The organism is Lactobacillus sp. ESL1191 (assembly GCF_058504435.1).
Genome location: NZ_CP196365.1, coordinates 68,358 through 89,969, shown reverse-complemented (window position 1 = coordinate 89,969; position 21,612 = coordinate 68,358). Strand labels below are relative to the sequence as shown.

Genomic DNA, 21,612 nt, shown 5'->3' with positions numbered 1-21,612 from the left:
CTTAGTAATCTAGGATAATAGTTTTTTATTGCACACAATCAAAAAAAGGCTCAAAATAAGCGTAGTGTTTACGATGATTGGATCTTGTGAAAGGGGACACTTGATGACCGTCTTAAAAAAGATTTTTAGCGATAAAATCCTACAAATTACTGTATTAGTAACGATTGTCAGCCTTTTTTTTGCTCGACCGCGGCTTGGGGATATTAACCTACATACCATCTTCTCCGTTGCCGCGATGCTAATCATCATCCAAATTTATGCTTATCTGCACGTTCTCGATGTCCTAGCCTACAAATTGACTAGTATTGCCAACAATATGCGCAAACTAAATATTTTGTTTACCTTGCTAGCCATCATTTCCGGAATGTTTTTAGGCAACGACATCACTGCCCTCACCCTGATTCCCCTATACCTTAACATTGCTAAAAAGTGTGACTTGCCGCAAATCTTGCCCGTTACTTTAATTGGCATGGGGGCTAACATTGGTGCTGCCTTTACGCCCTGGGGCAATCCTCACAACATTTTCTTAGTGAGTAAGTACTCCGTTGGGGCCCTTGAATTTTTTTCCTGGTCACTACCATACTTGTTGTCTGCACTAGTCATCACTTTTATCATTTTCCACTTTATCCCGCGCACCCAGATTCCCATGCAGGACGTTAAGCAAATTAGCATCAGTATTAGACCAACCGTTATCACCACCATCGTCTTTGCCCTCTTCTTTTTGGGAGTCTTCAAAGTCATCAACGTCACCATCCCCATGGTAATCGCCATTTTCTTGGCCGTCTTAATCAATCCCCGCATTCTTTTAAAGATCGACTATGCCCTCTTGTTGACCTTTACCTGCTTCTTTATTTTTATTAGTGATATTCAGCAAATCCCCTTCATTGTCACGGTTATCGACACTATGATCAATTCGGAAAATTCAACCTACTTCACTTCCATTCTTTCTAGCCAGATTATTAGCAACGTGCCCGCTACTATTTTAGTTGGTAAGTTCACCCCATACGCTCAAGCCCTGTTTTTGGGAACCAACATTGGCGGCTTTGGTTCGCCCATCGGTTCGATGGCTAATATGCTGGTGCTCAAGACTTTTAACCAGAACGGTACGGTTTCGCGACTCGAATTTTTCAAAAAGTGGTCAATCATGCAATTTACCGGGTTACTTATTTTAACTGTTGTGGGCTGGTTATTATTACTCATCTAGGAGTGACTATTTTATTAAGTTTTATTTGCAAAAGCCATACGAAACTTGTTTTTATATCAAAATTAAGCATAATCAGTTATAATTAATTAATATCATTTAGGAGGAAAATAATGAATTTAACTTGGATAATTATTATCGTTATCGTTGTTCTATTAGTTGCGCTCTACATTACAATCTACAACAGCTTACAAAAGGCTAAAGTATACACAGATGAGTCTTGGAGCCAAATCGATGTGCAGTTAAAGCGGCGCAACGACCTAATTCCTAACTTGGTTGAAACCACCAAGGGCTATGCCAAACACGAAAAGGAAACCCTGGAGAACGTGGTTCAATTACGTAACCAGTTGACCCATATACCTAGCGGCGACCGGGCTGAGACTATGAAAGTTTCAAACCAACTTTCCGATTCCTTGAAGACAATCTTTGCCCTCTCAGAAAATTACCCTGAACTGAAGGCCAACCAAAACTTCTCCGAGTTACAGGAAGAATTGACCAATACTGAAAATAAGATTTCTTATGCTAGACAGCTTTACAACTCATCTGCAGCTTTGTACGATCAAAAGCTGTTAACTTTTCCTTCCAACATCATTGCTAAAATTCATGGTTTCATGAAGGTTGACTACCTGCAAACCAGTGAAGCAGAAAAGGAAGTACCTAAAGTTAAGTTTTAAGTATCAGGTGCTTTATGTTATTTCAACAAATTGCTCGTAATAAGCGCAAAACGGTCGGCATCATGACCGCCTTTGCCGTCATTTTGGCGCTGGCTGGTGCAGGTTTAGGCTATCTCTTCGGCAATCGACCTTGGTTAGGCTTAGGTATTGCACTAGTGCTCAGTGTTATCTATATGTTACTTGTTTTGCCCAATCCAGCTAACTTGGTCATGAGCCTAAATCATGCCCAAGAAATCAGCGAACAGGACAATCCAACCCTGTGGCACGTCGTTGAAGATATGGCGATGGTGGGCCGGGTGCCCATGCCACGAGTTTTCATCATTGCTGATCAAAGTCCTAACGCCTTCGCAACAGGACGTGATCCTGACCACGCTGCGATTGCTGTCACCCAAGGACTGCTCGATTTGATGGATCGCGAAGAATTGGAGGGCGTCCTAGGCCACGAGATTTCTCACATTCGCAACTATGACATCCTAGTTTCTACTGTGGCAGCTGTTTTAGTTGGGGTTATTTCCTATCTCTCAGGCCTGGCTAGCCACTTCATCTGGTGGGCTGATGACGACAATGACAGCGATAGTGACAGCACCTTCGTGGTCGTCTTTAAAGTCGTTGCCATTATTTTTGTTTTGATCTTGGGACCGATTTGTGCCAGCCTGGCTCAGATGGCTCTGTCGCGCAATCGAGAGTATCTAGCTGATGCTTCAGCGGTAGAATTAACGCGTAACCCGCAGGGTCTGATTTCAGCCCTCGAAAAAATTTCAGGTACTGGGCCAATGAAAAAGGCCGATGCCAGCAGCGCTGGACTGTATATTGAAGATCCCCTGCGCAAAAAGAATGGCCTCAGCCATTTGTTTGACAGTCATCCCCCGACCGCAGATCGCATCAAACGGCTAGAAAAAATGTAATTATTATTCAAAAAGGCACCTTAGTGGTGCCTTTTTATTTTAAGTTAATTTTAGCCTGCCTAAACAACTCTGCCCGCATCTGCATCGGCGTTTCATGGTAATAATCATTGAATTTGCGATAAAAGAAAGACTTACCGGAATAACCTACTCGAGCAATGATTTCCTTAACCGAGATATCCGTCCGCGCCAGCAACGTTCGCGCCTCCTCCATGCGGCGCTCATCAACGTGTTCAACAAAACTCTTACCCGTTTTCTGCTTGACCAGACTAGAAAAGTAGTTGGTATTAAAACCGAAGTGCTGGGCAGCTTGCGCTAAAGTAATATTAGCAAAATTGGCTTCAATGTATTGATCAAAGGCAGTCTGGGCAAAACCATAACTGCTTGTAGCAGCTTCAGTTAGAGACTGGTTTCTAAGTGCCTCAGCCAAGAGCACCGTTAATTCAGCATTAATCATTGGACTAGCAAACAAACTTTGGTTAAGGTATTCATCAATTATCTTTTTTAGTAAATGCGCTGGCTGCGAAACTCGCGTGCTCTTCAAGTAGAGTAGTCCCTTAGCTCTAAGTACAGTCAATACCTGCTCAACCACCTGCTGTTCACGCTCTACCCCCGATGCTAACTTAGCAAACAAGTTCTGGTAGGTTAAGTTGGAATTAAAGACCAACTTAACCAGCAGATCGCCGCTATTTTGACTTTCGATTTCATAATTGGACTTATTCTGTAGCAATACTAAATTACCTGCTTCAACTAAGAAAGCCTGCCCATTAACCTTGATCCTAGCTATCCCTTCCGCCACATACAGCATCATCGCATTAGTGGATTGATATCGGTGCGTATTTTGATTATGCTTTTCCAAAAAAATCGTCAGCAAGTCCAAGTTTTTGTTGCCTGGCTCCAAGTATACTTCATTAGTATCATTCTTAGCTGAAGCCAAGATGCTGGCCAGATACTGTTCAAGTTTAACTGCTACCATAAGTTCACCTTCTTATTAGTACTTTATTTGCACAACTTCATTATAACTTAAAAAACATGCCCAGACCGACTTTTCAGCATTTCAGCTCGTGCTCTTCCTTGTTACTAGACAAAAAAATACCCTTTAGGTATAATTGACCTGAACTATTGGGGTGCCGTTAGGCTGAGAATATACCCACTGAACCTGCATGGACAATACCAGCGAAGGGAAAACGAACAATTTTTACGTCGTCAGGCTGGTGCCATGACGACTTTTTATATTGGTAAAAACATTGATTACAAGCAAAAATCTCACTTTTTCATACGATGAAGGCAAGAAAATTCTGGTTGACCTCAACTTAACCATTCCGACCAGCAAATTTTCCTTGTTAATCGGACCTACTGGCTGTGGTAAGTCGACTTTATTAAAGCTACTGGTCGGCCTCTATCCTGAGTACGCCGGTCAACTTAGCGGTCAACTCAACCTAAACGGGCTTAAAGCGGCGATGATGTTTCAAAATGCCGGAGAGCAGTTTACTATGGCGACTCCCCGCGAAGAAATCATCTTTGCCTTAGAGAATTTGCAGGTGAATGCAGCCCACTACCCAAAAAGACTGCAAGAGGCGGTGCAGTTCACTCAGATTGAAAGCTTACTTGACCAAAAGATCAATACCATGTCCGGTGGTGAGCAACAACGGGTGGCACTGGCCGTGCTAGTGGCAATGGATATCGACTTATTTCTGCTCGACGAACCTTTTGCCAGCTGCGACCCCGAGGCACGGAAGTTTTTAATTGCCAAGCTGGCCCACCTGCGTGACCAGAGCAAAACCATTATTCTCAGCGACCACGTCCTGACGGGCTACGCGAGCGTCTGCGACTGCTTGTTTCGCTTCAACGACAAAACCGTAGTTCTGCTTAATGCAGCGGACATGCACCAGCAGCTGGTGCAAAGCGATCACTCCAATGACACGTATACATTCGCTCTACCGCAGCCGGGTGAATCCGCCTGCTTCACCCTAAAGAAAACGAAAATTGCGCAAAATCGTCTGCTGCTTGACCAGGATCGCCTGGATATTGTGTCCGGTAAGGTCACACTCATCACGGGAGCCAATGGCGTCGGCAAGACCTCGCTGTTTGGTGCGCTCACCAAGATGATCCCGTATTCTGGCAGCCTGGCCTACCTCGACAAGGAAATAAAAAAGCAGGTGACCCGCACCTATTTGCGCCGCGTCGGGCAAATTTTCCAGACCGCAAGCGACCAGTTCATCAACATTACGGTTAAAGACGAAATTGCCTTGAGCAAGAAGCAGCAAACCAGCAGATTCTTTACCGGTCAAAAGATCACGGAAGCTCTGTCCTACTTGGAATTAGACCAGTTACTCGACCAGGTTGTCTACACCCTCTCCGGCGGCCAGCAAAAAAAGTTACAGATTTTATTGATGCTGATTGCAGACTCAGACGTTTTGCTGATTGATGAGCCCCTAAGCGGGCTTGACCCAAAATCTGTCCGCAAGGTCATGAAGCTGCTCAGGGAAAGTCAAAAACAGCGAGGGCAGACCCTGTTAATCATCAGCCATGAACTTGCGGGCCTAGCAGACTGGTGCGACTACCACCTCGTTTTCAGTGACCAACATTTAACCTATGTTAACAAGTGAGGTACCCCAAGTGAATCCTAGTTTTAAGTTTGTTTTAGCACTAATTATTTCCCTTGAGATATCGCTCAAGACCAGCCTGACCACCAACCTGCTTATCATTATTTTTGCGCTTCTTTACCTCGTCTACAAACACATTAGTCCCGTAAAACTGTTGCTAACACTAGCAGTCCCGCTTATAGCCGCGTTTACCGTCTTTGCCACGCTCTACTGGTTTGCGCCCCAGCCTGATCTTTATAACGCGTTTAGTTTGGCCAGCAGGATTTACGTCTACACGCTGACAATCTATTGCGTGTCGATTGACACTAGCCCGGAGAACTTGGCACGCTCGTTTGAACAAAACTTCCACTTACCCAGCAAGTTCGCCTACGGGGTACTGGCGGCGCTCAACATCATTCCGCGAATGCGGCAAGCGGTCAAACAGATCCGAATGGCCGGTATGATGCGCGGTGTCTACCTCAGCTTCTGGTCACCCATTCTCTACTTCAAGGCCATCCTGATTGCGCTGAATTCGGCCGAAAACCTGGCTCAGAGTATGGAATCACATGGCTTTCATGAGGCGGCTAGCAGGTCCGTCATCGTTACTGTACCGGTTAAGCAGCGAGACTGGCTACTAGCTGGTGTAATCCTGCTAGCAGCTAACGTCGCTTTATTTACGCTTAAATAAGCAAAAGTTTCAATTAAAAATTTTAAGTAATTCCCCTGATTAGCATTATGTCGCTACAATAATATAAATGAACAAGTGACCAGTTGGCCATCTTATTGATAATTGATTTAGGGCAAAAGTTAATAAGAATTACTAAACTAAACGTAACGAGGAATATTAACAGCAAAATAGTAATTGTACTAGCCATATTTTCAACAGGATCATTTGAAAACATTGTCATTAGATATTTGTTAAAAAATAAAGTTGCAGAATTTCCAATAAAAACAATAATGCAATAAATTAGTAGAAATACTAGTTTCTTTTTATTTTAAACCTTTTCCAGTCAGTAAACATCGTAAGGTACAGTATTGAGAATAGTAAAGTATAAATATTTACAAAATGAATAATAAGAGAAATACCAAACAGCCTTAAATAAGACAAGCTCGTAAAAATAAGTAGGATAATATAAAAATATTTCAACATAATTAACGCGGGATAGGGTTTCTTTAAAGTGATCCTGGATAAGCTCATCATCCTTAAGCAATTTATCGGTTGAAATATTAAAGACACGACAAAGATCCCCCAACATGGAAACACCCGGTATACTACACGTTTATTAGCTATTACACTATTTTACCAGCACTACTTATGGTAGGGACTGCCGCTATTGATCATGCAGCCGCGGTAGATCTGCTCAATTAGTACCACCCGCATTAGCTGATGCGGCATCGTCAGCTTGCCAAAACTAATCAGATCATTCGCCCGCTGGTTAACTGCACTGCTAGTACCAAGACTGCCCCCAATGACAAAGGTTAGGTCAGAGTGGCCATAAGTCGTTAAATCCTTTAATTCACGGGCAAAGTCCTCGCTGCTGCGTTCCTTGCCCTTAATGGCGGTAACGTAGACGTATTCCTTTTCCTTAATTTTACTTAGGATCCGTTGCCCCTCTAAGTCTTTAACCCGCTCTTGCTCAGCTGCACTAAACTTTTCAGGTGCCTTTTCATCTGGCACTTGGATAATTTGCATCTTGGCAAAGCGGCCCAGCCGCTTTTGGTATTCAGCAATCGCATCTTTAAAGTACTTTTCCTTTAGTTTTCCGACACACACAAGCTTAATATTCATAGTTTTTATTTTATCCCCCTATTCGCATTGTTTCCACCTGCTTTTTCCACAGTTGTGCACAAGTTGAAACTAGATTTTGTGGTTAGCAGCTGATTGGGACGCACAAGTTGTGTTTTACCATTTTCTTTATTTTTAGTCAGTAAATTTACCCACATTACTTTACGTTGCGGTTAGATTCACAAACTTTGACGCCAAAACATTGATATCATAGCTTGAACAACTGTTTGAACAAAAAATCTGCACTGTTATTTACACACAAGTCACAGCTTATCCACAATTGCTGAAGCTGATTTCAGCCCTTTTTATGCACAATCCACAAAATTATCCACAATTATCAACAAGGAATTATACTTGGCTTCACCCTTGACAAGCAATATTTCCGAACTATTTTATGTTTCTCATCAATATTGTTAACAAAAAAGCTATACCCAGGAGAAAAATCGCCCAGTATAGCCTTTTTATTGCCTAATTAAAGAATATTATCTAATCTAATTTTCTCCCAACTTAACGTGGACATCTCTTTCTTTTCCACCACGATTAATCGTTAAAGTGACATCATCGTCCACTTTGTGATTATACAAAACACTGTGTAACGAAGCGACATCGGTGACTGCCTTATTGTCAACCTTGATAATTACATCACCGGTTTTAAGTCCTGCCTTATCAGCTGCAGCATTCTTGGTGACACTCGCAATGTAAATCCCATTCTTCAAGTTTGACTTAATATTAAGCCGTTTCCGGTAACTCGCTGGAATCCCATTAAGAGCAACTACTTTGACACCCAGTTGGGGACGCACAATCTTACCCTTCTTGACTAGCTGGTTAACGATTGTTACCACCTCATTTGAGGGAATGGCAAAGCCCATTCCTTCGACTGAAGTTCCATCGCTTGACTGAGAGAGTTTCATTGAATTAATCCCAACAACTTGACCGGCCGAGTTGACCAATGCTCCACCCGAGTTTCCTGGGTTAATAGCTGCATCGGTTTGGATGACCGTTTGCTGGTTGGCTGAGGCGGTCGTGATATTTCTAGCTGGTGCTGAAATTATGCCTTGGGTAACCGTTGAGGCATATTCACTACCAAGTGGAGAACCAACCGCAATTACTGGTTGACCTGCCTGCAGACTCTTAGAATCACCGAATTCAGCCGTCTGCGTAACGTAGTTGCCATCAATCGCCAATACTGCCAAGTCGGTAGTAGCATCCGTCCCGACAATACTTGCATTTACCGTCTTCCCATTTGAGAGCATGACTTGAACCTTGTCACTACCTGCTACAACGTGGTTGTTAGTTACTATGTAACCCTTATTGCCAGTTTTGGTGTAGATGACGCCAGAGCCCTCACTGTAAGTCCGTAACTTGCCCTTATCCTTCTTCTGGTCATTTCCCTCACCAAAAATATCAAATAAAGAATTGCTACCAGCTGACTGCCGCTTCATATTGATGACCGAAACGACCGCCCCCTTAACACTGTTATACGCTGGTGTCATCGCTCCACTAGTTCTGGCACTATTCTTGGAAGTTTTGACGCTACCGGAACTAATGCTGACCTGCGCATTATTATTCTGATTTGCATTGTTAAGTTGGTCTAGGGCGACATAAGAGGCACCGCCCCCAATCAATCCGGCTACAACGCCGACAATCACCGTTTTAACAAGTCCATTTTGTCTGTGATCAGGATTTTTTTGTTCCATCATATAATCTCCTTTATCCATCTTTGTTTAATATACTATAAACCGTAAAAAGATATTATTAAATTTGTACTAAGTTAGTTGGCACACTTGCATCAGCTAGCACAATTTTAACATCACTAGGTAAAGCCGTATCTGCATTAAGCAAAATTTTCTTAGCAGCAGCATAGGCCAACTTAGCCGTGTTGTTATGCTGGCTGCGATGGGCCAAAAAGATATGTTTAGTTTTACTACTTACCACGTCTACAAGTGCGTGCCCGGCGTCCTCATTGGACAAGTGACCAACATCTGACAAAATCCGCTGCTTTAAGGACCAGGAGTAAGGCCCGTTCCGCAGCATCAGGTCATCATAATTAAACTCCATTAGATATGCATCCGCATCGGCGATCACACCCTTCACTTGCTGGGAGACATAACCCGTATCAGTTAAAAAAACCATCCGTTTGCCGCCACTAGTGAAAACATAGTATTGTGGATCAGCCGCATCGTGACTGGTGGCAAAGGCAGTAACTTCAAGGTCACCAAAGGTTTGCGTTTGTCCTGGTTCAATTACGTTAATTTGGCCAACGGGAATTTGACCAATTTTGTGGGATTCGGCCAAATATTCCCAGGTGCCGCTATTGGCAAAGGCTGCAAGCCGCGGATACCGCCGCATCAATACTCCTAGTCCCTTACTGTGGTCTGCATGATCGTGACTTAAAAAGACCATATCAATATCGGCAATGTCTACACCTACTTCAGCCAGTGATAACTTCATCTTTTTGCCAGAAAGGCCCGCATCCACCAAAATCTTATGCTGGGCGGTCTCAATTAGGCTGCTATTACCTGTGGAACCACTAGCTAAAATAGAAACTCGCACTCAATTTTTCCTTTCTAGTTTTTCCTTACATTATAAGAGTTACTTTGCAGAATTTGTGCTGTAAAAGCATTAACCCGCTTAATTATAATATTCTTAGTTGTCTTGTTTTCAACTAAAATCAACCATGTCGGGAGCAGAATGGTATTACCCCGGACTTCCGTCAGCTTGGAATAACCTAGACTAACTTTGATTACACGTGAATTATTGGCAATTTCACTATCAGTGTACATTGCTTTAACCGCATGCCAGGCACTAATAATTAGTTGCGGTTCACGCACCGCATTTATTGGTCCCATATAAGTAATCTTGTAATCAACAATGCGATTATCGCGCAGGTTAATCGTTAGTTGGGCATTATTGTCATAAATCTGGCCATAATCTGAATTTTGGACATAACAATAGGTATTACCGCTTGAAGTACTTGGATCATACTTGAATTTTTTACCGTAGGGAACACAGGTTGGATCATTTTTAAAGTCGTCCAATTGTTCTAAGATTTTTTTATGATTGCCATCAAGTAACTGGGGCGACTTAGGCGTCCCAGTTAGTGCGTTTTCAGCCTTTGCATAATGCGCTGATACCTTGGTCAGACTGCTCGTCTTACGTGATAAATAATCACTGTTTTTAGCTGCTAAGTAGTAGCCTGACTGTTGCTTATGCGAAATATGGAGTGGCACATCAATCCCGTCGGCGCGCATTTCAGCACGAATACTAATTGCGGTTGTTCCCGTTGTATTGCTTAACTTAATCGGCGAACGCCATATTTCAATCCCAAGGTATAGGTCGATTAACAAGAAAACAATGAAGAATAACCATTCAATCCTTCTTCGATCCATCTTATTTCTCCTCTTTTGCCATTGCCTGATGCAGTTTAGCTATCGCATTAGGGTCCTGCTTTGCCCATTCAGCCACGCTCTTCCATTGGTTATAAGCCTTAACGTAATAGATTGGTACCAAATTGATCAAATTATCCCGAGTATTGTCCTGTTCAACGCGATAAGCAACAATCACCCGTTGAATTTCAGAGCGCTTGAGCCCCACATTGAGCATTTTTTGCATCACTTCGCTACTTGTTGGCAAGGTCCGCATTTGCCCGTCAAAAGGGATCGGAATCTGTAAATCAATGTTATTGAAGGCAAGTTCCACTTCATCCTGTAAAAAAGTCGCCTTTACCTGGGGATTATGGCTATCTAAGAAAACTGGAATCCCTTCAATGTAGTTAATATAACTTACGGAATTACCAACCGTATCAAAGTAGCGTAAATCTTGCTCACTTAAGCCAAGCTTGTGCACATATTCAACACTATCTAGCTGCCGCTTACTAGTCGACTCACTCTCTTGCTTTTCATAACGTGAATAAAGAAAGTTATGGTGCCTACTCTTAGCATCGGGTACACGAAGCTTCGTATAATAGTTGAGTGCATAAGTGGTCCAGCCTTTTTTATTTGAACTCGAAGTCACATTGCTGGTCCCAAAGAGTCGCGAAACGAAGTATGAGTCGGTCTGGCTATTAGTCAAATAGCTATAAACTCGCCAGTGACCCGGCTTAGTATAGAAGACTTCATAGCCATCCTTTAAACGCACCAACTCAACTGGTGACCTACCATGAGCATTGCGGGCATATTTGCGTAAGCGAGAAAAATCAGCTTTGGTAAAATTCACCCGGTAGATAGTATAAGTTCGGTCATTACCCAAGTAAAGGTAACGGTCACTAGCAGTAACGAAGACCCGCCGAAACTTAGGCTCATTTTTTTGTGGACTAGTCTTGGTAAACAAGTTCATGCTGACTTCGTTAGGAAATGTCAACTGAAGGTTGTCATGATTGTTAAGTAGTTGCTCATATTTTTTAGGGCTGGTACTGATTTTTTCAACACCCTGATACTTAGTGTTTTTTAGTTCTCTGATGAACTCAATCGGCAGATTCTTTTTTGCATCGTAAAGGCGGTAGAGTTGCCCGTTCTGATAGCTATAGGAGCTAGTGGGGATGTATAGATTGTATACGATGCGGCTCCGCGAGTGTTCCGTCACACTGCTGGTCTGCTCAACATGACTGAAGTACTGGTCGTTAACCATGATAAAAATCCATAAAAAGATTGATAACAGAAAGACTGCTACCGTTCCCAGCAAGAGTATAAAATCGCCTAACTTTAACTTAGACTTCATCCCAATCATCCCCTTCACTCATCGGTTCATACGGTAGTGTAATGTAAAAGACTGACCCTTTACCCTCGCTACTGCTTGCCCATATTTGGCCGTGGTGTTCTTCTACTATTTCTTTTGAAATCGCCAGGCCCAAGCCCGTACCACCTTGAGCACGAGAACGAGCCTTATCAACACGGTAAAAGCGGTCAAAGATTTTTTTCAAATCTTCACGTGGGATGCCTAGGCCTTGATCGGCAATACTTAATACAACCCGGTGCTGCTCACTACTCAATTTAACTGTAATGACGCCACCGTTAGGCGAATATTTGATGGCGTTATTCATAATATTGTCAATCACTTGGGCGATTTTGTCAGTGTCGATTTCAACCCACAAGGCCTGTGAACCTAAATAGCGCCTGATGGTATACTTTTTCTTGCCTTCTTTTTCATTTGTCTTCACAATCATGTCAAACCGATCCAAAATATGCGCCACAAAGTCGTTAAAGTTGACCCATTCAAAGTCAAGCTTAGAAACCCCTCGGTCCATGCGAGACAGGCTTAATAGTTCGCTAATCATCCTAATCATCCGCTCAGTCTCTTCTTGAGTAACCTGCAAAAACTTGGGGGCAATTTCGGGATCCTTCCACGCCCCTTCATTCAGCGTCTCAATATAGGCATGCATACTAGTTAACGGCGTGCGCAATTCGTGCGACACGTTAGATACAAACTGCTTTTGCGAATTCTCATTCTTTTGCTGTTCAGTAATATCGTGCAACACACAAACACTACCCGAAACGAAACCTGTCACCCTTTTAATCAGGGAAAAACTAGCATGCAAAATCACTTCGTCCCGCGTACCTTCATTAACGGTAATGGCAATCCCCTTTTGACTGGCAATCAGGTCTTGCGATGACTCCGTTAACCCTAAGACCGTTGAGATAGGCTTATTAATAACCGCTTCTTCCGTTGTATTCAAAAAGTTAAGGGTCATCTGGTTGACAACATTAACATTGCCATGCCGGTCCGTCGCCAAAACCCCGTCGCTCATATGGGACAAAACACTGTCTAGCCGGCGCTGCTCACTTTCTGACTCCTCCTGAGACCGCTCAATCTGAATGGATAAAGTATTAAAGGCCTGGCCCAGCTGACCCAGTTCATCATTAGAATAAATTTTTACCTGGCTGGAATAGTCACCATCCGCAATACTCAATGCCTGTCGCTGCATCTCTTCAATCGGCTTCGTAATCGCATGCGAAACAACGAGTGACAGTACCGCACCCATCAGCGCCGCAATCAAGGAGGTAATCAGAAACATCAGCGAAATGTTCCGCAGTTCACTAAAAACGCCTCCCATTGAGGCCCGGACATAGATTGCACCAACGTTATTAGTCGACCCATTACCAGCATTCAGGGGGGTAACCTGGATCATGTAATCGCCTTGGTCATTGACTACCTTGGTAACCTGCCGGCCGGTTGAGGTTACCTGTTTGACGAGCGAATTGTTGACCCGTTGACCGATCCGGTTTTTATCATCTAAATTTGAAACTGCCCGAATAATATCCTTATTATCAACCACGATAATCTCACTAATGGTGCCAATTCCATTACTGTAATCGTTGACGATTTGATTTAACTTGTTATCTGAATGCTTGTCATCTTTTAACAGCTGCATCGACAACTGATTAGATACGATTGGCAATACTTGAATTGATGACTGAAAGTTTTCAATACTATTTTGTTCCAGCTGCCTCGTAAAATAAGCCCCGATCACCTCAATCGTGGCAATAATCATCGCCATGAACACAATAGCCATGGTGGTATTAATAGAAATAGTTAGATGTTTAAACTTTTTTTTGAGATTTTTCATGATTTTGCTAAGTTCAATATAAAAAGAAAGCCGCGCACTAAGATTTTCTGCGGGCTTTCTTCATTAGTCTTCAGTAGGCTGCTTAACATAGTAGCCGACACCACGACGAGTAACCAAAATCTGCGGTAAAATTGGATTATCCTCAATTTTTTCACGTAGTCGGTGGACCGTCACATCAACAGTACGGACATCACCAAAGTAGTCGTAGCCCCAGACCGTTTGCAGCAAGTGCTCCCGGGTCATTACCTGATCCATGTGCTGGGCTAAGTAATAGAGGAGTTCAAACTCCCGGTGGGTAAGTTCAATCTTTTTACCCTCTTTTTCAACAATATAGGCATTGGGCATAATCACCAAGTTGCCAATCGTAATATTCTTAGTCGCAGCATCCTCTGCAGCATTTTCGCCTTTTTCAGCTTTCTCTGCAATATTGCGCCGCCGCAAATTAGCCTTGACCCGGGCAACCAGTTCGCGGTTAGAAAAAGGTTTGGTAACATAGTCATCCGCCCCCATCTCAAGCCCCAAGACCTTATCAATCTCAGTATCCTTAGCTGTCACCATAATGATGGGCAGATCGTGGCTTTGCCTGACTTCGCGGGCAACATCCAGGCCGTCTTTTTTGGGCAACATCAAATCCAAAATCATCAGATCAGGATTATACTCATCAACCTTTTTGATAGCTTCTTCCCCGTCGTATGCGGTGTCGACGTCGAAGCCTTCTTTAGTCAGATTAAACTTAATGATATCGGAAATCGGTTTTTCGTCATCAACAACAAGAATTTTCTTTGACATCAAAAGCCTCCTTTGTTTACATTATACTGTTTTTTGGCTTATTAGCCAAAAAAGTCACGAAAACTTAATAAAAAAACTTGCAATTCAAGTAAAATAATAGCATAATAGTCCTCGTTGGTAATTTATCAAACTTACCTGGGTGGCTAGCTCAGTTGGCAGAGCAACGGACTCTTAATCCGTGGGTCCAGGGTTCGAGCCCCTGGCCACCCATCATAATTAAAAAAGACAGCAGTCTAAAAGCTGCTGTTTTTAGTTTAACAAAAGGAAGAAATAATGGAACCAACAAAAACCAAACGAATTAAACATGATTTACTCTACTATGTCAGTCGTTGTGCCACCTTGTTTTCAATCCTAATGTACGTTTCATATATTCCTCAAATTATGAATAATCTTACTGGGGTTAAGGGAAATCCAATTCAACCATTATGTGCTACGTTGAATGGTGCCTTATGGGTGAGCTATGGCTTAATCAAAGCTGAAAAAGATTGGCCAGTGATCATTGCTAATTTACCCGGAATTGTCTTAGGACTGATAACTTTTTTGACCGCATTATAAGAGCAATTATTATCAAAATCAGCCATTTAACAAATGAATGGCTGATTTTTGCGATCCAGTTCAGCTAACTTGTAAGCAGTTGAACGGCCATACCTTGCTACTTTAGGATCAGACTTAGATTAGTTACTGGCGCACTAGACAGAAAACGCATGCCTATCTCAACTATTGCTACAGTATTTTTACTTAAAAAGCTTGTCAAATAATCAAATAATTGCTATTATGTTTAATTGTCAACGAGGTTGACCTGGGTGGCTAGCTCAGTTGGTAGAGCAACGGACTCTTAATCCGTGGGTCCAGGGTTCGAGCCCCTGGCCACCCACCAAAATAAGGAAGCACTGCGAGAAGGCGGTGCTTTTTTATTGCGCTTTTTCTTACTATTTAGCGATATCCGTGCTGATTTTTTGTATCACCTTAATCTTATCCAGATTTTGCAACTTGCATTCATAATTACCCAAGTAGTCGTTATCAAGCCACCATTTTTTTAATTGTTGACTTGAGAATGGCTGCTTTTTTTGTGCATTATTTAGAATTGTTTGCTCAAATGGAACATCTAAATAATATGCCCGAAAGTTTTCGCCAAGTTTAATTTTTAATTCTTTTAACAACTCACCATATTTTTTGTTGACCAAAATTCCTTCTAAAATAGTTACTTGGTAATTTCTCATCCCAAAATCAATCATTAATCTAATCATATTCACAATTGGTGCAGCAGCGTTCTCATTTTCATGTAGAATATCTCGCCGTAACGTATCTTCATGCAAAAGCAGACATTTATGATAGCCTAAATGTTTCTGCAGCATATTTGCCACGGTTGTCTTACCACTACCCGAATTACCCCTAATTACGATCAGAATTGGTTTCATTTTTTCACCTCTTTAACCACTTATTTTATGGTGGTCGGTAACATCTTGGTGTTTTTATCACAAAAATGCAATTTAACCTTGCATATTTAATTTTTAAAAATTACAATATTATATTATCTATAATATCAAAGGAGCGAAAGCATGGCAATCCAAATCCCAACGCGGTTATTAGACGGTGCCGTCCTGGCCTTCCTCAAGCAGAATGACCTATATGGCTATGCGCTGACCCAAAAGGTGCAATCGGTTTTCAATATTTCCGAATCAACCGTCTATCCAATTCTGCGCCGATTAAAGCGCCAAAGCTGCCTGGAAACTTATGATGAGCCCTACCAGGGGCGTAATCGGCGTTATTACCACATCACTAATGATGGCATTGCCTTACTACAAACCATTCAAACTGAATGGCAGCAATTCAGTAAAAATATCGACCAGACCTTAGGAGAAGACAATGGCACAAGCAATTGAGGACTACATTTTTGAACTAGAAAAATATTTAGCTGATCTGCCTGCTGAAGATCGTCAGGATGTGATTGAATTTTACCGAGAATTCTTACTTGATAGTGACTTCGTCAGACGGTCGACAATTGAACAAGAGCTAGGTAGCCCACGTCAACTAGCTCACAATATTTTAGCTGATTACTCAACAACCGATGAACCCCGCCAAGAAGCTACCCACCACGCTTCCAAGCTCAATCTCAAAGCAATTTGGTACATTCTGCTTGGTATCTGTGCTGCACCGATTGGCATTCCCATAGTGATTGCCTTCTTTGCAATTATTCTAGCTGTTCTAGCCCTTTGCTTGGGGCTGTTCAGCGGAATCGTTGCTATCTTCTTAGCTTTAATTATCAGCGGCGGTGCCATTTTAGTCAAAGCCTTTACCTTGCTCTTTACCAGCAAATGGGCTGCCGGCTGCTTCTATATTGGGGCGGTGCTAATTATCTGCAGTCTGGTCATGGTTGTCACACCGGCCATTGGAAAAGCCATTGACTTTATCATCGCAGAATGTACTAGGCTGATTCGCTATTTGGGCAAGAAAGTTTTCAACAATCAGTACTATAGGACCAACAAAAAAGAGCAGGAGAAAAAATAATGAAGAAGTTTTACCAAATTAGCAGTGTCATTTTAATTATCGGCCTGATTTTACTAATTTTTGGCAAACTGCACGACCATAACCGCGAAATTAGCAACTGGGGATCAAGCGAATTTCGGGTTCACTCACATCATCATCACCACAATCATCACCACAATCATGATCACGATGACAATGATGATGACTGGGACAAGCGCAAAATCGAAAATAAGCGTTTTAAAGTGAAGCAGTTCACTAAAATCAACCTTGATCTTTCCCGCCCAGATGTTCATATTGCCAAGGGAGAAAAATATCAGGTAACTATCAGCGGCCCCGCAGGCAAAAGAATTACCGCAAAAGTCAAAAACCAAGAACTGCTTATTTCTGATGTAGCCCAAAATTCTTTCTTTAGATGGCATCACGGCTACGATATAACCATTACCATCCCAGCTACTGCTAAGTTAACTGACCTGATCGGGCAAACTCAAGAAGGTGACCTCTACTTAGACAATCTAGCTATCTCTACAATTGACTTAACCCTAAATGATGGGGACCTTGCTATGAACAATGTCAAAGTCAAAAAAGCCAACATCAGATTAGAAGAGGGCGACATGAAGGTAACCGATTCAACGATAATAGGTGGGCTTAACTTGGGTGATGGGGACCTAAACATTACCGGCAGCCAGCTTCAACTCATAGCCTCGCTTGCTAATGGCGATGCTACAATCAGCAACTCCCAGCTCCTTGGTAATACCTCTTTTAAGTTGGATGACGGTGATTTCGAAATGGATAAAAGCTCCGGTATCAGTTATGACCTTTCAGCTGATGACGATGACGATATTCGTTTGGGTAATCGCCGCTATCGCGGGCACTATAGCAAGAAGATAAGGCGGGCACCGACCCTGAAGGTTACCAGCGGTGACGGCGACATTAAAATATATTAATCCAGGAAGGAAAATATCATGAAAAAATTTGGTAAATTTGCCTTAATTATCCTAATTATTGGGGTCATTTTCTTAGGCATTGGTACCGCCTTTATTCCGGGCTGGGGCAGAAAGAATGACCCCCCAGTAGAGACAGCTGGGCGGCAAGTTAGTTTGACTAAGTTTTCAACGGTTGACGCTGACGTTAAAGCCTATAACATCAACCTACGTCCCGGTTATAGCTACCATGCGACAGTTTCTGGTAAATACCAGCATCAGTTGAAAATAGCGGTGAAGAACCAAACACTGGTCATTCGCGAGCAAAATTACCACCGGCAACCAGCAAACGATGATCCTCAAGTTACGATTACGGTGCCACGTGCTGCCACTCACCTAAAGCGGGTTGTGATTACTGCCCATGCGGGGCGAGTCGACCTCGCCCACCTGACTATGCAAGAATTACGGTTAGACTTAAATGCCGGAGCGGCTAGCTTAAACGACATCACGGTGAAGCACCGGGCAAGAGCAATCATGAATGCCGGTAGTCTAAAGATTAGTCACAGTAAGTTGAGCCTTAAGGCTCAAGTTGATGCCGGAGCGGTTAAGATTGACCATAGTAAATTCCATGGCACTAGTATACTTAGTTTAAATGCGGGCTCCTTATCAATGACAGAGGCTCCTGACATCGGTTATGCCCTCTCCACTTCATTTGGTCCCATCACCTACCACGGCAAAAATCAGGGGCACCATTTTGAAGTGCAGGCCTCGGCTAAAAACAAGCTAGTAGCAGAGACGGATTTTGGTTCAATCAAGATTAACTAGCTGCCGCAAACTTGACCAGGACAAAAGTTAGCTTAAAAACAGTCCCCAAAATCGGGCTAAACATGTTAGTGGCTATTTGGGCTTGCGAATCAGCTTTAGTTGGTTTCAAGCCCTTTTACTTACACTAAATTGGTTGATGACGGTAATTATCGACCGCTTACCAAAATGAGCTAGTAATGGCTGAAAAATATGTGTTTAATAAAAGCAACATCAATTAAACACTTAGAAAGGTGGAATTTCAACCATGTTCAAAATCATCAATCATTTTTCAAGCAACGACCATCATAAAGATACCGATCCCCATCCCAGGCAGATGAACCTACCCGCGTTTACCGATATTGCTGTCAAGACAACCGCCTTCAGCATCGATATGCATGCTGGCAATGCATACTGCGTCACTATTATGGGTAAAAATAAGGATGCCGTTAAGGTCGAGGTTGCGGACCAGAAGCTGGTGATTATCGAAAAAAGACAGCACCTGCAATCCCAGTCATTTATCGATTATCCCCGTATCATCATCACGGTACCTGCAGCGGCTCAACTGAAACAAGCCGACTTTTCCAATTCTGCTGGTGGCCTCAGCTTGACCGAACTTGCCTTTGATGAGTTAAATATTGACATGGATGCCGGCTCGAGTACCTTATCTAAGGTGACAGTGCAGCGCAAGACTACTGCTGTCCTTAATGCTGGCAGTTTAAAAATTAGCGATAGTACCCTAACCATCCAAGCAGAAGTAAATGCCGGTTCAGTCAAGTTAGACACCCATCAATTACGCGGACAAAATCGCCTTACGCTAACTGCTGGCTCCCTTTCGTTGACCGAAAGTCCAGACGTTGGTTACGACCTGGCAGCTTCAGTCGGCACAATTACTTATCACGGCCAGCGGGTCGGTCACCATTTTAGTAAGAATCTGTCAAGTGTAAACAAACTTACGGTCTTAGCAGCAGCTGGTTCGGTTAAGATCAACTAGGTCATGCCAATTAAATGCGTAAATTCCTGTTCAATCTTGACCTTCTTGACTAGCGTCCTCCGCTTGCGGCAGGCTCACCTGATAACGATCAGCCAGCTCTACTTTAGGCGGAATAATCGAGTTTTGCGGATAAATTCCAGTTTGAATTTTATGTAAAAGATCGTTAGCGTTTACTTGATATTTGGAGGGCTTTTTCTGATAATTTGACCCTCCGCTACCACAGTAGCCACTCTTTTTAATCCCGTGCATTTCATGATAAAATTACCTAATAGTCTAATTGAAAGAAGGGTTTCATGGCGGAGCGCAAATTCTATTTTCACCACCTAACTGATGACTTAGTCGTCAGTCGGCAGCAGGATTATCAATTGCCTGACAACTACTCTATCTTTCCGGCGACGAGCGCTAGCAAGACCTGGGCTAAAATTATCCGGCTAAGCGGTGGCTTAATCAGTTTGGTCTATGTGCGGGCAATTGCCCGCATTCAGATTGTCGGCAAGGAAAAACTGCAGCTGGTCAGCGACCAGGGTTACTTCATTTATGGCAACCACACTCAGCCATTTGGCGATATCGTGTTGCCGCTTAGCCTCGTTCCTAGGCAAAATTATTACGCAATCGGCGCGCCAGCCAATTGGGGCATTCCAATTTTGGGAAAGTTTGTGTTGCCTTACTTTGCTTTGCCAGTAGGACAAAACCTTAGGCAAGCTGGTAAATTAATCAGTGCCGTGACCCAAGTTATCCAAGCTAAAAAGACCGTGGTAATATATCCTGAAGCGCATGTTTGGCCTTACTACACCAAAATTCGGCCATTTACGAAAACCAGTATGCACTTCCCTGTTGCGCTCCACGCGCCCAGCTTTACAATGACCACAACCTACTCACGTCCCCATTTGGGCAAACGACCACGGATAACCGTCTACATTGACGGACCCTTTTATCCAGATAGACACTTAGACAAAAAACAGGCACAGGCACAGCTACATACGCAAATCTCTGCGGCAATGCAAAGGCGGGCACACTTGAGCAATTATCAATACTACACATACCAAAGATTAGTTTAAGGAGTTATATAATGAACATTCTTTTTTGCGGCGACCATAACGCAGAAGATGGCGTTCTGATTGCTATTCTTTCCCTGTTAAAAAACAGCGGAGCAAAAGAACTTCATATCTACATCCTGACCATGTATACCCAAAGTGCTAAGAAAAAATTTAGTCCCTTTTCCAAACATGCCGCCGACTACTTAAAGACGCTTTTGCTTAAACAAAATTCCCAAAATACGCTAAAATTAATCGATTGTACCAGTTTGTTTGTCCAAGAACCCTTATTAGCTAACATGAGTACTCACTTCACGCCCTATGCTATGCTCAGACTTTTTGCGGATGAAGTACCACAGCTTCCTGACCATCTCCTTTACCTTGACACTGACCTAATTGTCCGCCGCAGTCTCATCAGCTTTTACCAGCAGGACTTGAGCGACACGGAATTGATTGGCGTTTTAGATTATTGGGGCCGCTTCTTTTTCCACAACATCCATGAGCATCGAATGTTTGACTACGTCAATTCCGGGGTCCTTTTACTCAACTTAGCTGAAATTCGCCAGACCAAGCTGTTTGCCAAGGTCCGGCGCCTCTTGCAAACCCACACTATCTTGATGCCAGACCAGTCTGCACTCAATTACTTTGCCCGAAAAAAGAAAATTGCTCCTCGGCGCTATAACGAACAGTACAAATTGCAGGCAGACACCGTCATCCAACACTTTACTACCAGCTTTCGTTTCTGGCCCGTTTTCCATACCCAAACCGTTAAGCCTTGGGAAGTTGACCGGGTCCATGCGGTCTTAAATTTGCATGAGTACGACGACTTGCTAAACCGTTACCTTGATTTAAGGGGCAACCTCGTCAAAAAATAACC

General features: G+C 42.9%; 23 protein-coding genes and 2 tRNA genes. 15 read left to right on the top strand and 10 right to left on the bottom strand.

Going from position 1 to position 21,612, the window contains the following annotated elements; translation table 11 throughout:
- Positions 1-103 precede the first annotated feature (103 nt).
- The 3 genes from ACSYSN_RS00510 (at position 104) to htpX (ending at position 2,780) form a co-directional block, all read left to right on the top strand.
- Positions 104-1,204, top strand: a complete 1,101-nt coding sequence (locus tag ACSYSN_RS00510; RefSeq protein WP_491712337.1) for an SLC13 family permease — start codon at positions 104-106, stop codon at positions 1,202-1,204.
- Positions 1,205-1,314: 110 nt separating this feature from the next.
- Complete coding sequence (locus ACSYSN_RS00505) at positions 1,315-1,875, top strand: LemA family protein (RefSeq protein ID WP_491712336.1); 561 nt, start codon at positions 1,315-1,317, stop codon at positions 1,873-1,875.
- Positions 1,876-1,889: 14 nt separating this feature from the next.
- The gene (gene htpX / locus ACSYSN_RS00500) at positions 1,890-2,780 is read left to right on the top strand and encodes a zinc metalloprotease HtpX (protein ID WP_491712335.1); all 891 of its coding nucleotides are present in this window, start codon (positions 1,890-1,892) and stop codon (positions 2,778-2,780) included.
- A gap of 34 nt (positions 2,781-2,814) precedes the next feature.
- On the opposite strand, the gene ACSYSN_RS00495 is transcribed toward htpX, so the two are convergent.
- Positions 2,815-3,753, bottom strand: a complete 939-nt coding sequence (locus ACSYSN_RS00495) for a helix-turn-helix transcriptional regulator (RefSeq protein ID WP_491712334.1) — start codon at positions 3,751-3,753, stop codon at positions 2,815-2,817.
- 271 nt (positions 3,754-4,024) lie between these two features.
- Between ACSYSN_RS00495 and ACSYSN_RS00490 the strand changes: the two genes are divergently transcribed.
- Both ACSYSN_RS00490 and ACSYSN_RS00485 read left to right on the top strand, forming a co-directional pair.
- The gene (locus tag ACSYSN_RS00490) at positions 4,025-5,386 is read left to right on the top strand and encodes an ATP-binding cassette domain-containing protein (protein WP_491712333.1); all 1,362 of its coding nucleotides are present in this window, start codon (positions 4,025-4,027) and stop codon (positions 5,384-5,386) included.
- Between the two features lie 10 nt (positions 5,387-5,396).
- Positions 5,397-6,050, top strand: a complete 654-nt coding sequence (locus ACSYSN_RS00485) for an energy-coupling factor transporter transmembrane component T family protein (RefSeq protein WP_491712332.1) — start codon at positions 5,397-5,399, stop codon at positions 6,048-6,050.
- Positions 6,051-6,671: 621 nt separating this feature from the next.
- On the opposite strand, the gene rlmH is transcribed toward ACSYSN_RS00485, so the two are convergent.
- From rlmH to yycF, 7 genes are all read right to left on the bottom strand, one after another.
- On the bottom strand, positions 6,672-7,151 hold the full coding sequence (rlmH, locus tag ACSYSN_RS00480; protein WP_491712331.1) for a 23S rRNA (pseudouridine(1915)-N(3))-methyltransferase RlmH: 480 nt from the start codon (positions 7,149-7,151) through the stop codon (positions 6,672-6,674).
- Between the two features lie 488 nt (positions 7,152-7,639).
- Positions 7,640-8,848 (bottom strand): S1C family serine protease, encoded by a 1,209-nt coding sequence (locus ACSYSN_RS00475; protein WP_491712330.1) that lies wholly within the window; start codon positions 8,846-8,848, stop codon positions 7,640-7,642.
- A 55-nt stretch (positions 8,849-8,903) separates the two neighbouring features.
- On the bottom strand, positions 8,904-9,701 hold the full coding sequence (locus tag ACSYSN_RS00470; protein ID WP_491712329.1) for an MBL fold metallo-hydrolase: 798 nt from the start codon (positions 9,699-9,701) through the stop codon (positions 8,904-8,906).
- Between the two features lie 14 nt (positions 9,702-9,715).
- Complete coding sequence (locus ACSYSN_RS00465) at positions 9,716-10,537, bottom strand: two-component system regulatory protein YycI (protein WP_491712328.1); 822 nt, start codon at positions 10,535-10,537, stop codon at positions 9,716-9,718.
- Between the two features lies 1 nt (position 10,538).
- Positions 10,539-11,864 carry a YycH family regulatory protein gene (locus ACSYSN_RS00460; protein ID WP_491712327.1) on the bottom strand — a complete coding sequence of 442 codons (1,326 nt, stop codon included), beginning with the start codon at positions 11,862-11,864 and terminating at the stop codon, positions 10,539-10,541.
- The gene (gene walK / locus ACSYSN_RS00455) at positions 11,854-13,710 is read right to left on the bottom strand and encodes a cell wall metabolism sensor histidine kinase WalK (RefSeq protein ID WP_491712326.1); all 1,857 of its coding nucleotides are present in this window, start codon (positions 13,708-13,710) and stop codon (positions 11,854-11,856) included. Before walK ends, ACSYSN_RS00460 begins: the two co-directional genes overlap by 11 nt.
- A 63-nt stretch (positions 13,711-13,773) precedes the next feature.
- On the bottom strand, positions 13,774-14,499 hold the full coding sequence (gene yycF, locus ACSYSN_RS00450; protein ID WP_491712325.1) for a response regulator YycF: 726 nt from the start codon (positions 14,497-14,499) through the stop codon (positions 13,774-13,776).
- A 137-nt stretch (positions 14,500-14,636) separates the two neighbouring features.
- Between yycF and ACSYSN_RS00445 the strand changes: the two genes are divergently transcribed.
- The 3 genes from ACSYSN_RS00445 to ACSYSN_RS00435 all read left to right on the top strand — a co-directional run bounded on the left by ACSYSN_RS00445 (position 14,637) and on the right by ACSYSN_RS00435 (position 15,376).
- A tRNA-Lys gene (locus ACSYSN_RS00445) sits at positions 14,637-14,709 on the top strand.
- A gap of 63 nt (positions 14,710-14,772) precedes the next feature.
- Entirely contained in the window at positions 14,773-15,054 is a 282-nt protein-coding gene (locus tag ACSYSN_RS00440) for a SemiSWEET family transporter (RefSeq protein ID WP_491712324.1), read from the top strand.
- Positions 15,055-15,300: 246 nt separating this feature from the next.
- Positions 15,301-15,376: transfer RNA gene (locus ACSYSN_RS00435), tRNA-Lys, on the top strand.
- Positions 15,377-15,428: 52 nt separating this feature from the next.
- Here ACSYSN_RS00435 and ACSYSN_RS00430 read toward each other — a convergent pair.
- Positions 15,429-15,917: a zeta toxin family protein gene (locus ACSYSN_RS00430; RefSeq protein ID WP_491712323.1), complete on the bottom strand. Its 489-nt coding sequence runs from the start codon at positions 15,915-15,917 to the stop codon at positions 15,429-15,431.
- A 141-nt stretch (positions 15,918-16,058) separates the two neighbouring features.
- Between ACSYSN_RS00430 and ACSYSN_RS00425 the strand changes: the two genes are divergently transcribed.
- The 5 genes from ACSYSN_RS00425 to ACSYSN_RS00405 all read left to right on the top strand — a co-directional run bounded on the left by ACSYSN_RS00425 (position 16,059) and on the right by ACSYSN_RS00405 (position 19,701).
- Positions 16,059-16,382 carry a PadR family transcriptional regulator gene (locus tag ACSYSN_RS00425; RefSeq protein WP_491712322.1) on the top strand — a complete coding sequence of 108 codons (324 nt, stop codon included), beginning with the start codon at positions 16,059-16,061 and terminating at the stop codon, positions 16,380-16,382.
- Positions 16,366-17,007 carry a DUF1700 domain-containing protein gene (locus ACSYSN_RS00420; protein ID WP_491712321.1) on the top strand — a complete coding sequence of 214 codons (642 nt, stop codon included), beginning with the start codon at positions 16,366-16,368 and terminating at the stop codon, positions 17,005-17,007. Before ACSYSN_RS00425 ends, ACSYSN_RS00420 begins: the two co-directional genes overlap by 17 nt.
- Positions 17,007-17,930 carry a DUF4097 family beta strand repeat-containing protein gene (locus ACSYSN_RS00415; RefSeq protein WP_491712320.1) on the top strand — a complete coding sequence of 308 codons (924 nt, stop codon included), beginning with the start codon at positions 17,007-17,009 and terminating at the stop codon, positions 17,928-17,930. The genes ACSYSN_RS00420 and ACSYSN_RS00415 overlap by 1 nt, the downstream gene beginning before the upstream one ends.
- 18 nt (positions 17,931-17,948) lie before the next feature.
- Positions 17,949-18,731, top strand: a complete 783-nt coding sequence (locus tag ACSYSN_RS00410; protein ID WP_491712319.1) for a DUF4097 family beta strand repeat-containing protein — start codon at positions 17,949-17,951, stop codon at positions 18,729-18,731.
- 244 nt (positions 18,732-18,975) lie between these two features.
- Positions 18,976-19,701, top strand: a complete 726-nt coding sequence (locus ACSYSN_RS00405; RefSeq protein ID WP_491712318.1) for a DUF4097 family beta strand repeat-containing protein — start codon at positions 18,976-18,978, stop codon at positions 19,699-19,701.
- Between the two features lie 30 nt (positions 19,702-19,731).
- Here the strand turns inward: ACSYSN_RS00405 and ACSYSN_RS00400 are convergent, their stop codons facing one another.
- Positions 19,732-19,950 carry a hypothetical protein gene (locus tag ACSYSN_RS00400; protein WP_491712317.1) on the bottom strand — a complete coding sequence of 73 codons (219 nt, stop codon included), beginning with the start codon at positions 19,948-19,950 and terminating at the stop codon, positions 19,732-19,734.
- Positions 19,951-19,994: 44 nt separating this feature from the next.
- On the opposite strand from ACSYSN_RS00400, the gene ACSYSN_RS00395 reads away from it, so the two are divergent.
- Together ACSYSN_RS00395 and ACSYSN_RS00390 are read left to right on the top strand one after the other, a co-directional pair.
- Positions 19,995-20,759, top strand: coding sequence for a lysophospholipid acyltransferase family protein (locus ACSYSN_RS00395; protein WP_491712316.1), 765 nt, complete (start codon positions 19,995-19,997; stop codon positions 20,757-20,759).
- 11 nt (positions 20,760-20,770) lie between these two features.
- On the top strand, positions 20,771-21,610 hold the full coding sequence (locus ACSYSN_RS00390) for a glycosyltransferase (protein WP_491712315.1): 840 nt from the start codon (positions 20,771-20,773) through the stop codon (positions 21,608-21,610).
- Positions 21,611-21,612 lie beyond the last annotated feature (2 nt).

Bases quoted from the DNA above. Each gene is read 5' to 3' on its own strand.
- ACSYSN_RS00510 (WP_491712337.1), top strand. From the start codon at position 104: ATGACCGTCTTAAAAAAGATTTTTAGCGATAAAATCCTACAAATTACT.
- ACSYSN_RS00505 (WP_491712336.1), top strand. From the start codon at position 1,315: ATGAATTTAACTTGGATAATTATTATCGTTATCGTTGTTCTATTAGTT.
- htpX (WP_491712335.1), top strand. From the start codon at position 1,890: ATGTTATTTCAACAAATTGCTCGTAATAAGCGCAAAACGGTCGGCATC.
- ACSYSN_RS00495 (WP_491712334.1), bottom strand. From the start codon at position 3,753: ATGGTAGCAGTTAAACTTGAACAGTATCTGGCCAGCATCTTGGCTTCA.
- rlmH (WP_491712331.1), bottom strand. From the start codon at position 7,151: ATGAATATTAAGCTTGTGTGTGTCGGAAAACTAAAGGAAAAGTACTTT.
- ACSYSN_RS00475 (WP_491712330.1), bottom strand. From the start codon at position 8,848: ATGATGGAACAAAAAAATCCTGATCACAGACAAAATGGACTTGTTAAA.
- ACSYSN_RS00465 (WP_491712328.1), bottom strand. From the start codon at position 10,537: ATGGATCGAAGAAGGATTGAATGGTTATTCTTCATTGTTTTCTTGTTA.
- ACSYSN_RS00460 (WP_491712327.1), bottom strand. From the start codon at position 11,864: ATGAAGTCTAAGTTAAAGTTAGGCGATTTTATACTCTTGCTGGGAACG.
- walK (WP_491712326.1), bottom strand. From the start codon at position 13,710: ATGAAAAATCTCAAAAAAAAGTTTAAACATCTAACTATTTCTATTAAT.
- yycF (WP_491712325.1), bottom strand. From the start codon at position 14,499: ATGTCAAAGAAAATTCTTGTTGTTGATGACGAAAAACCGATTTCCGAT.
- ACSYSN_RS00440 (WP_491712324.1), top strand. From the start codon at position 14,773: ATGGAACCAACAAAAACCAAACGAATTAAACATGATTTACTCTACTAT.
- ACSYSN_RS00430 (WP_491712323.1), bottom strand. From the start codon at position 15,917: ATGAAACCAATTCTGATCGTAATTAGGGGTAATTCGGGTAGTGGTAAG.
- ACSYSN_RS00425 (WP_491712322.1), top strand. From the start codon at position 16,059: ATGGCAATCCAAATCCCAACGCGGTTATTAGACGGTGCCGTCCTGGCC.
- ACSYSN_RS00420 (WP_491712321.1), top strand. From the start codon at position 16,366: ATGGCACAAGCAATTGAGGACTACATTTTTGAACTAGAAAAATATTTA.
- ACSYSN_RS00415 (WP_491712320.1), top strand. From the start codon at position 17,007: ATGAAGAAGTTTTACCAAATTAGCAGTGTCATTTTAATTATCGGCCTG.
- ACSYSN_RS00410 (WP_491712319.1), top strand. From the start codon at position 17,949: ATGAAAAAATTTGGTAAATTTGCCTTAATTATCCTAATTATTGGGGTC.
- ACSYSN_RS00405 (WP_491712318.1), top strand. From the start codon at position 18,976: ATGTTCAAAATCATCAATCATTTTTCAAGCAACGACCATCATAAAGAT.
- ACSYSN_RS00400 (WP_491712317.1), bottom strand. From the start codon at position 19,950: ATGCACGGGATTAAAAAGAGTGGCTACTGTGGTAGCGGAGGGTCAAAT.
- ACSYSN_RS00395 (WP_491712316.1), top strand. From the start codon at position 19,995: ATGGCGGAGCGCAAATTCTATTTTCACCACCTAACTGATGACTTAGTC.
- ACSYSN_RS00390 (WP_491712315.1), top strand. From the start codon at position 20,771: ATGAACATTCTTTTTTGCGGCGACCATAACGCAGAAGATGGCGTTCTG.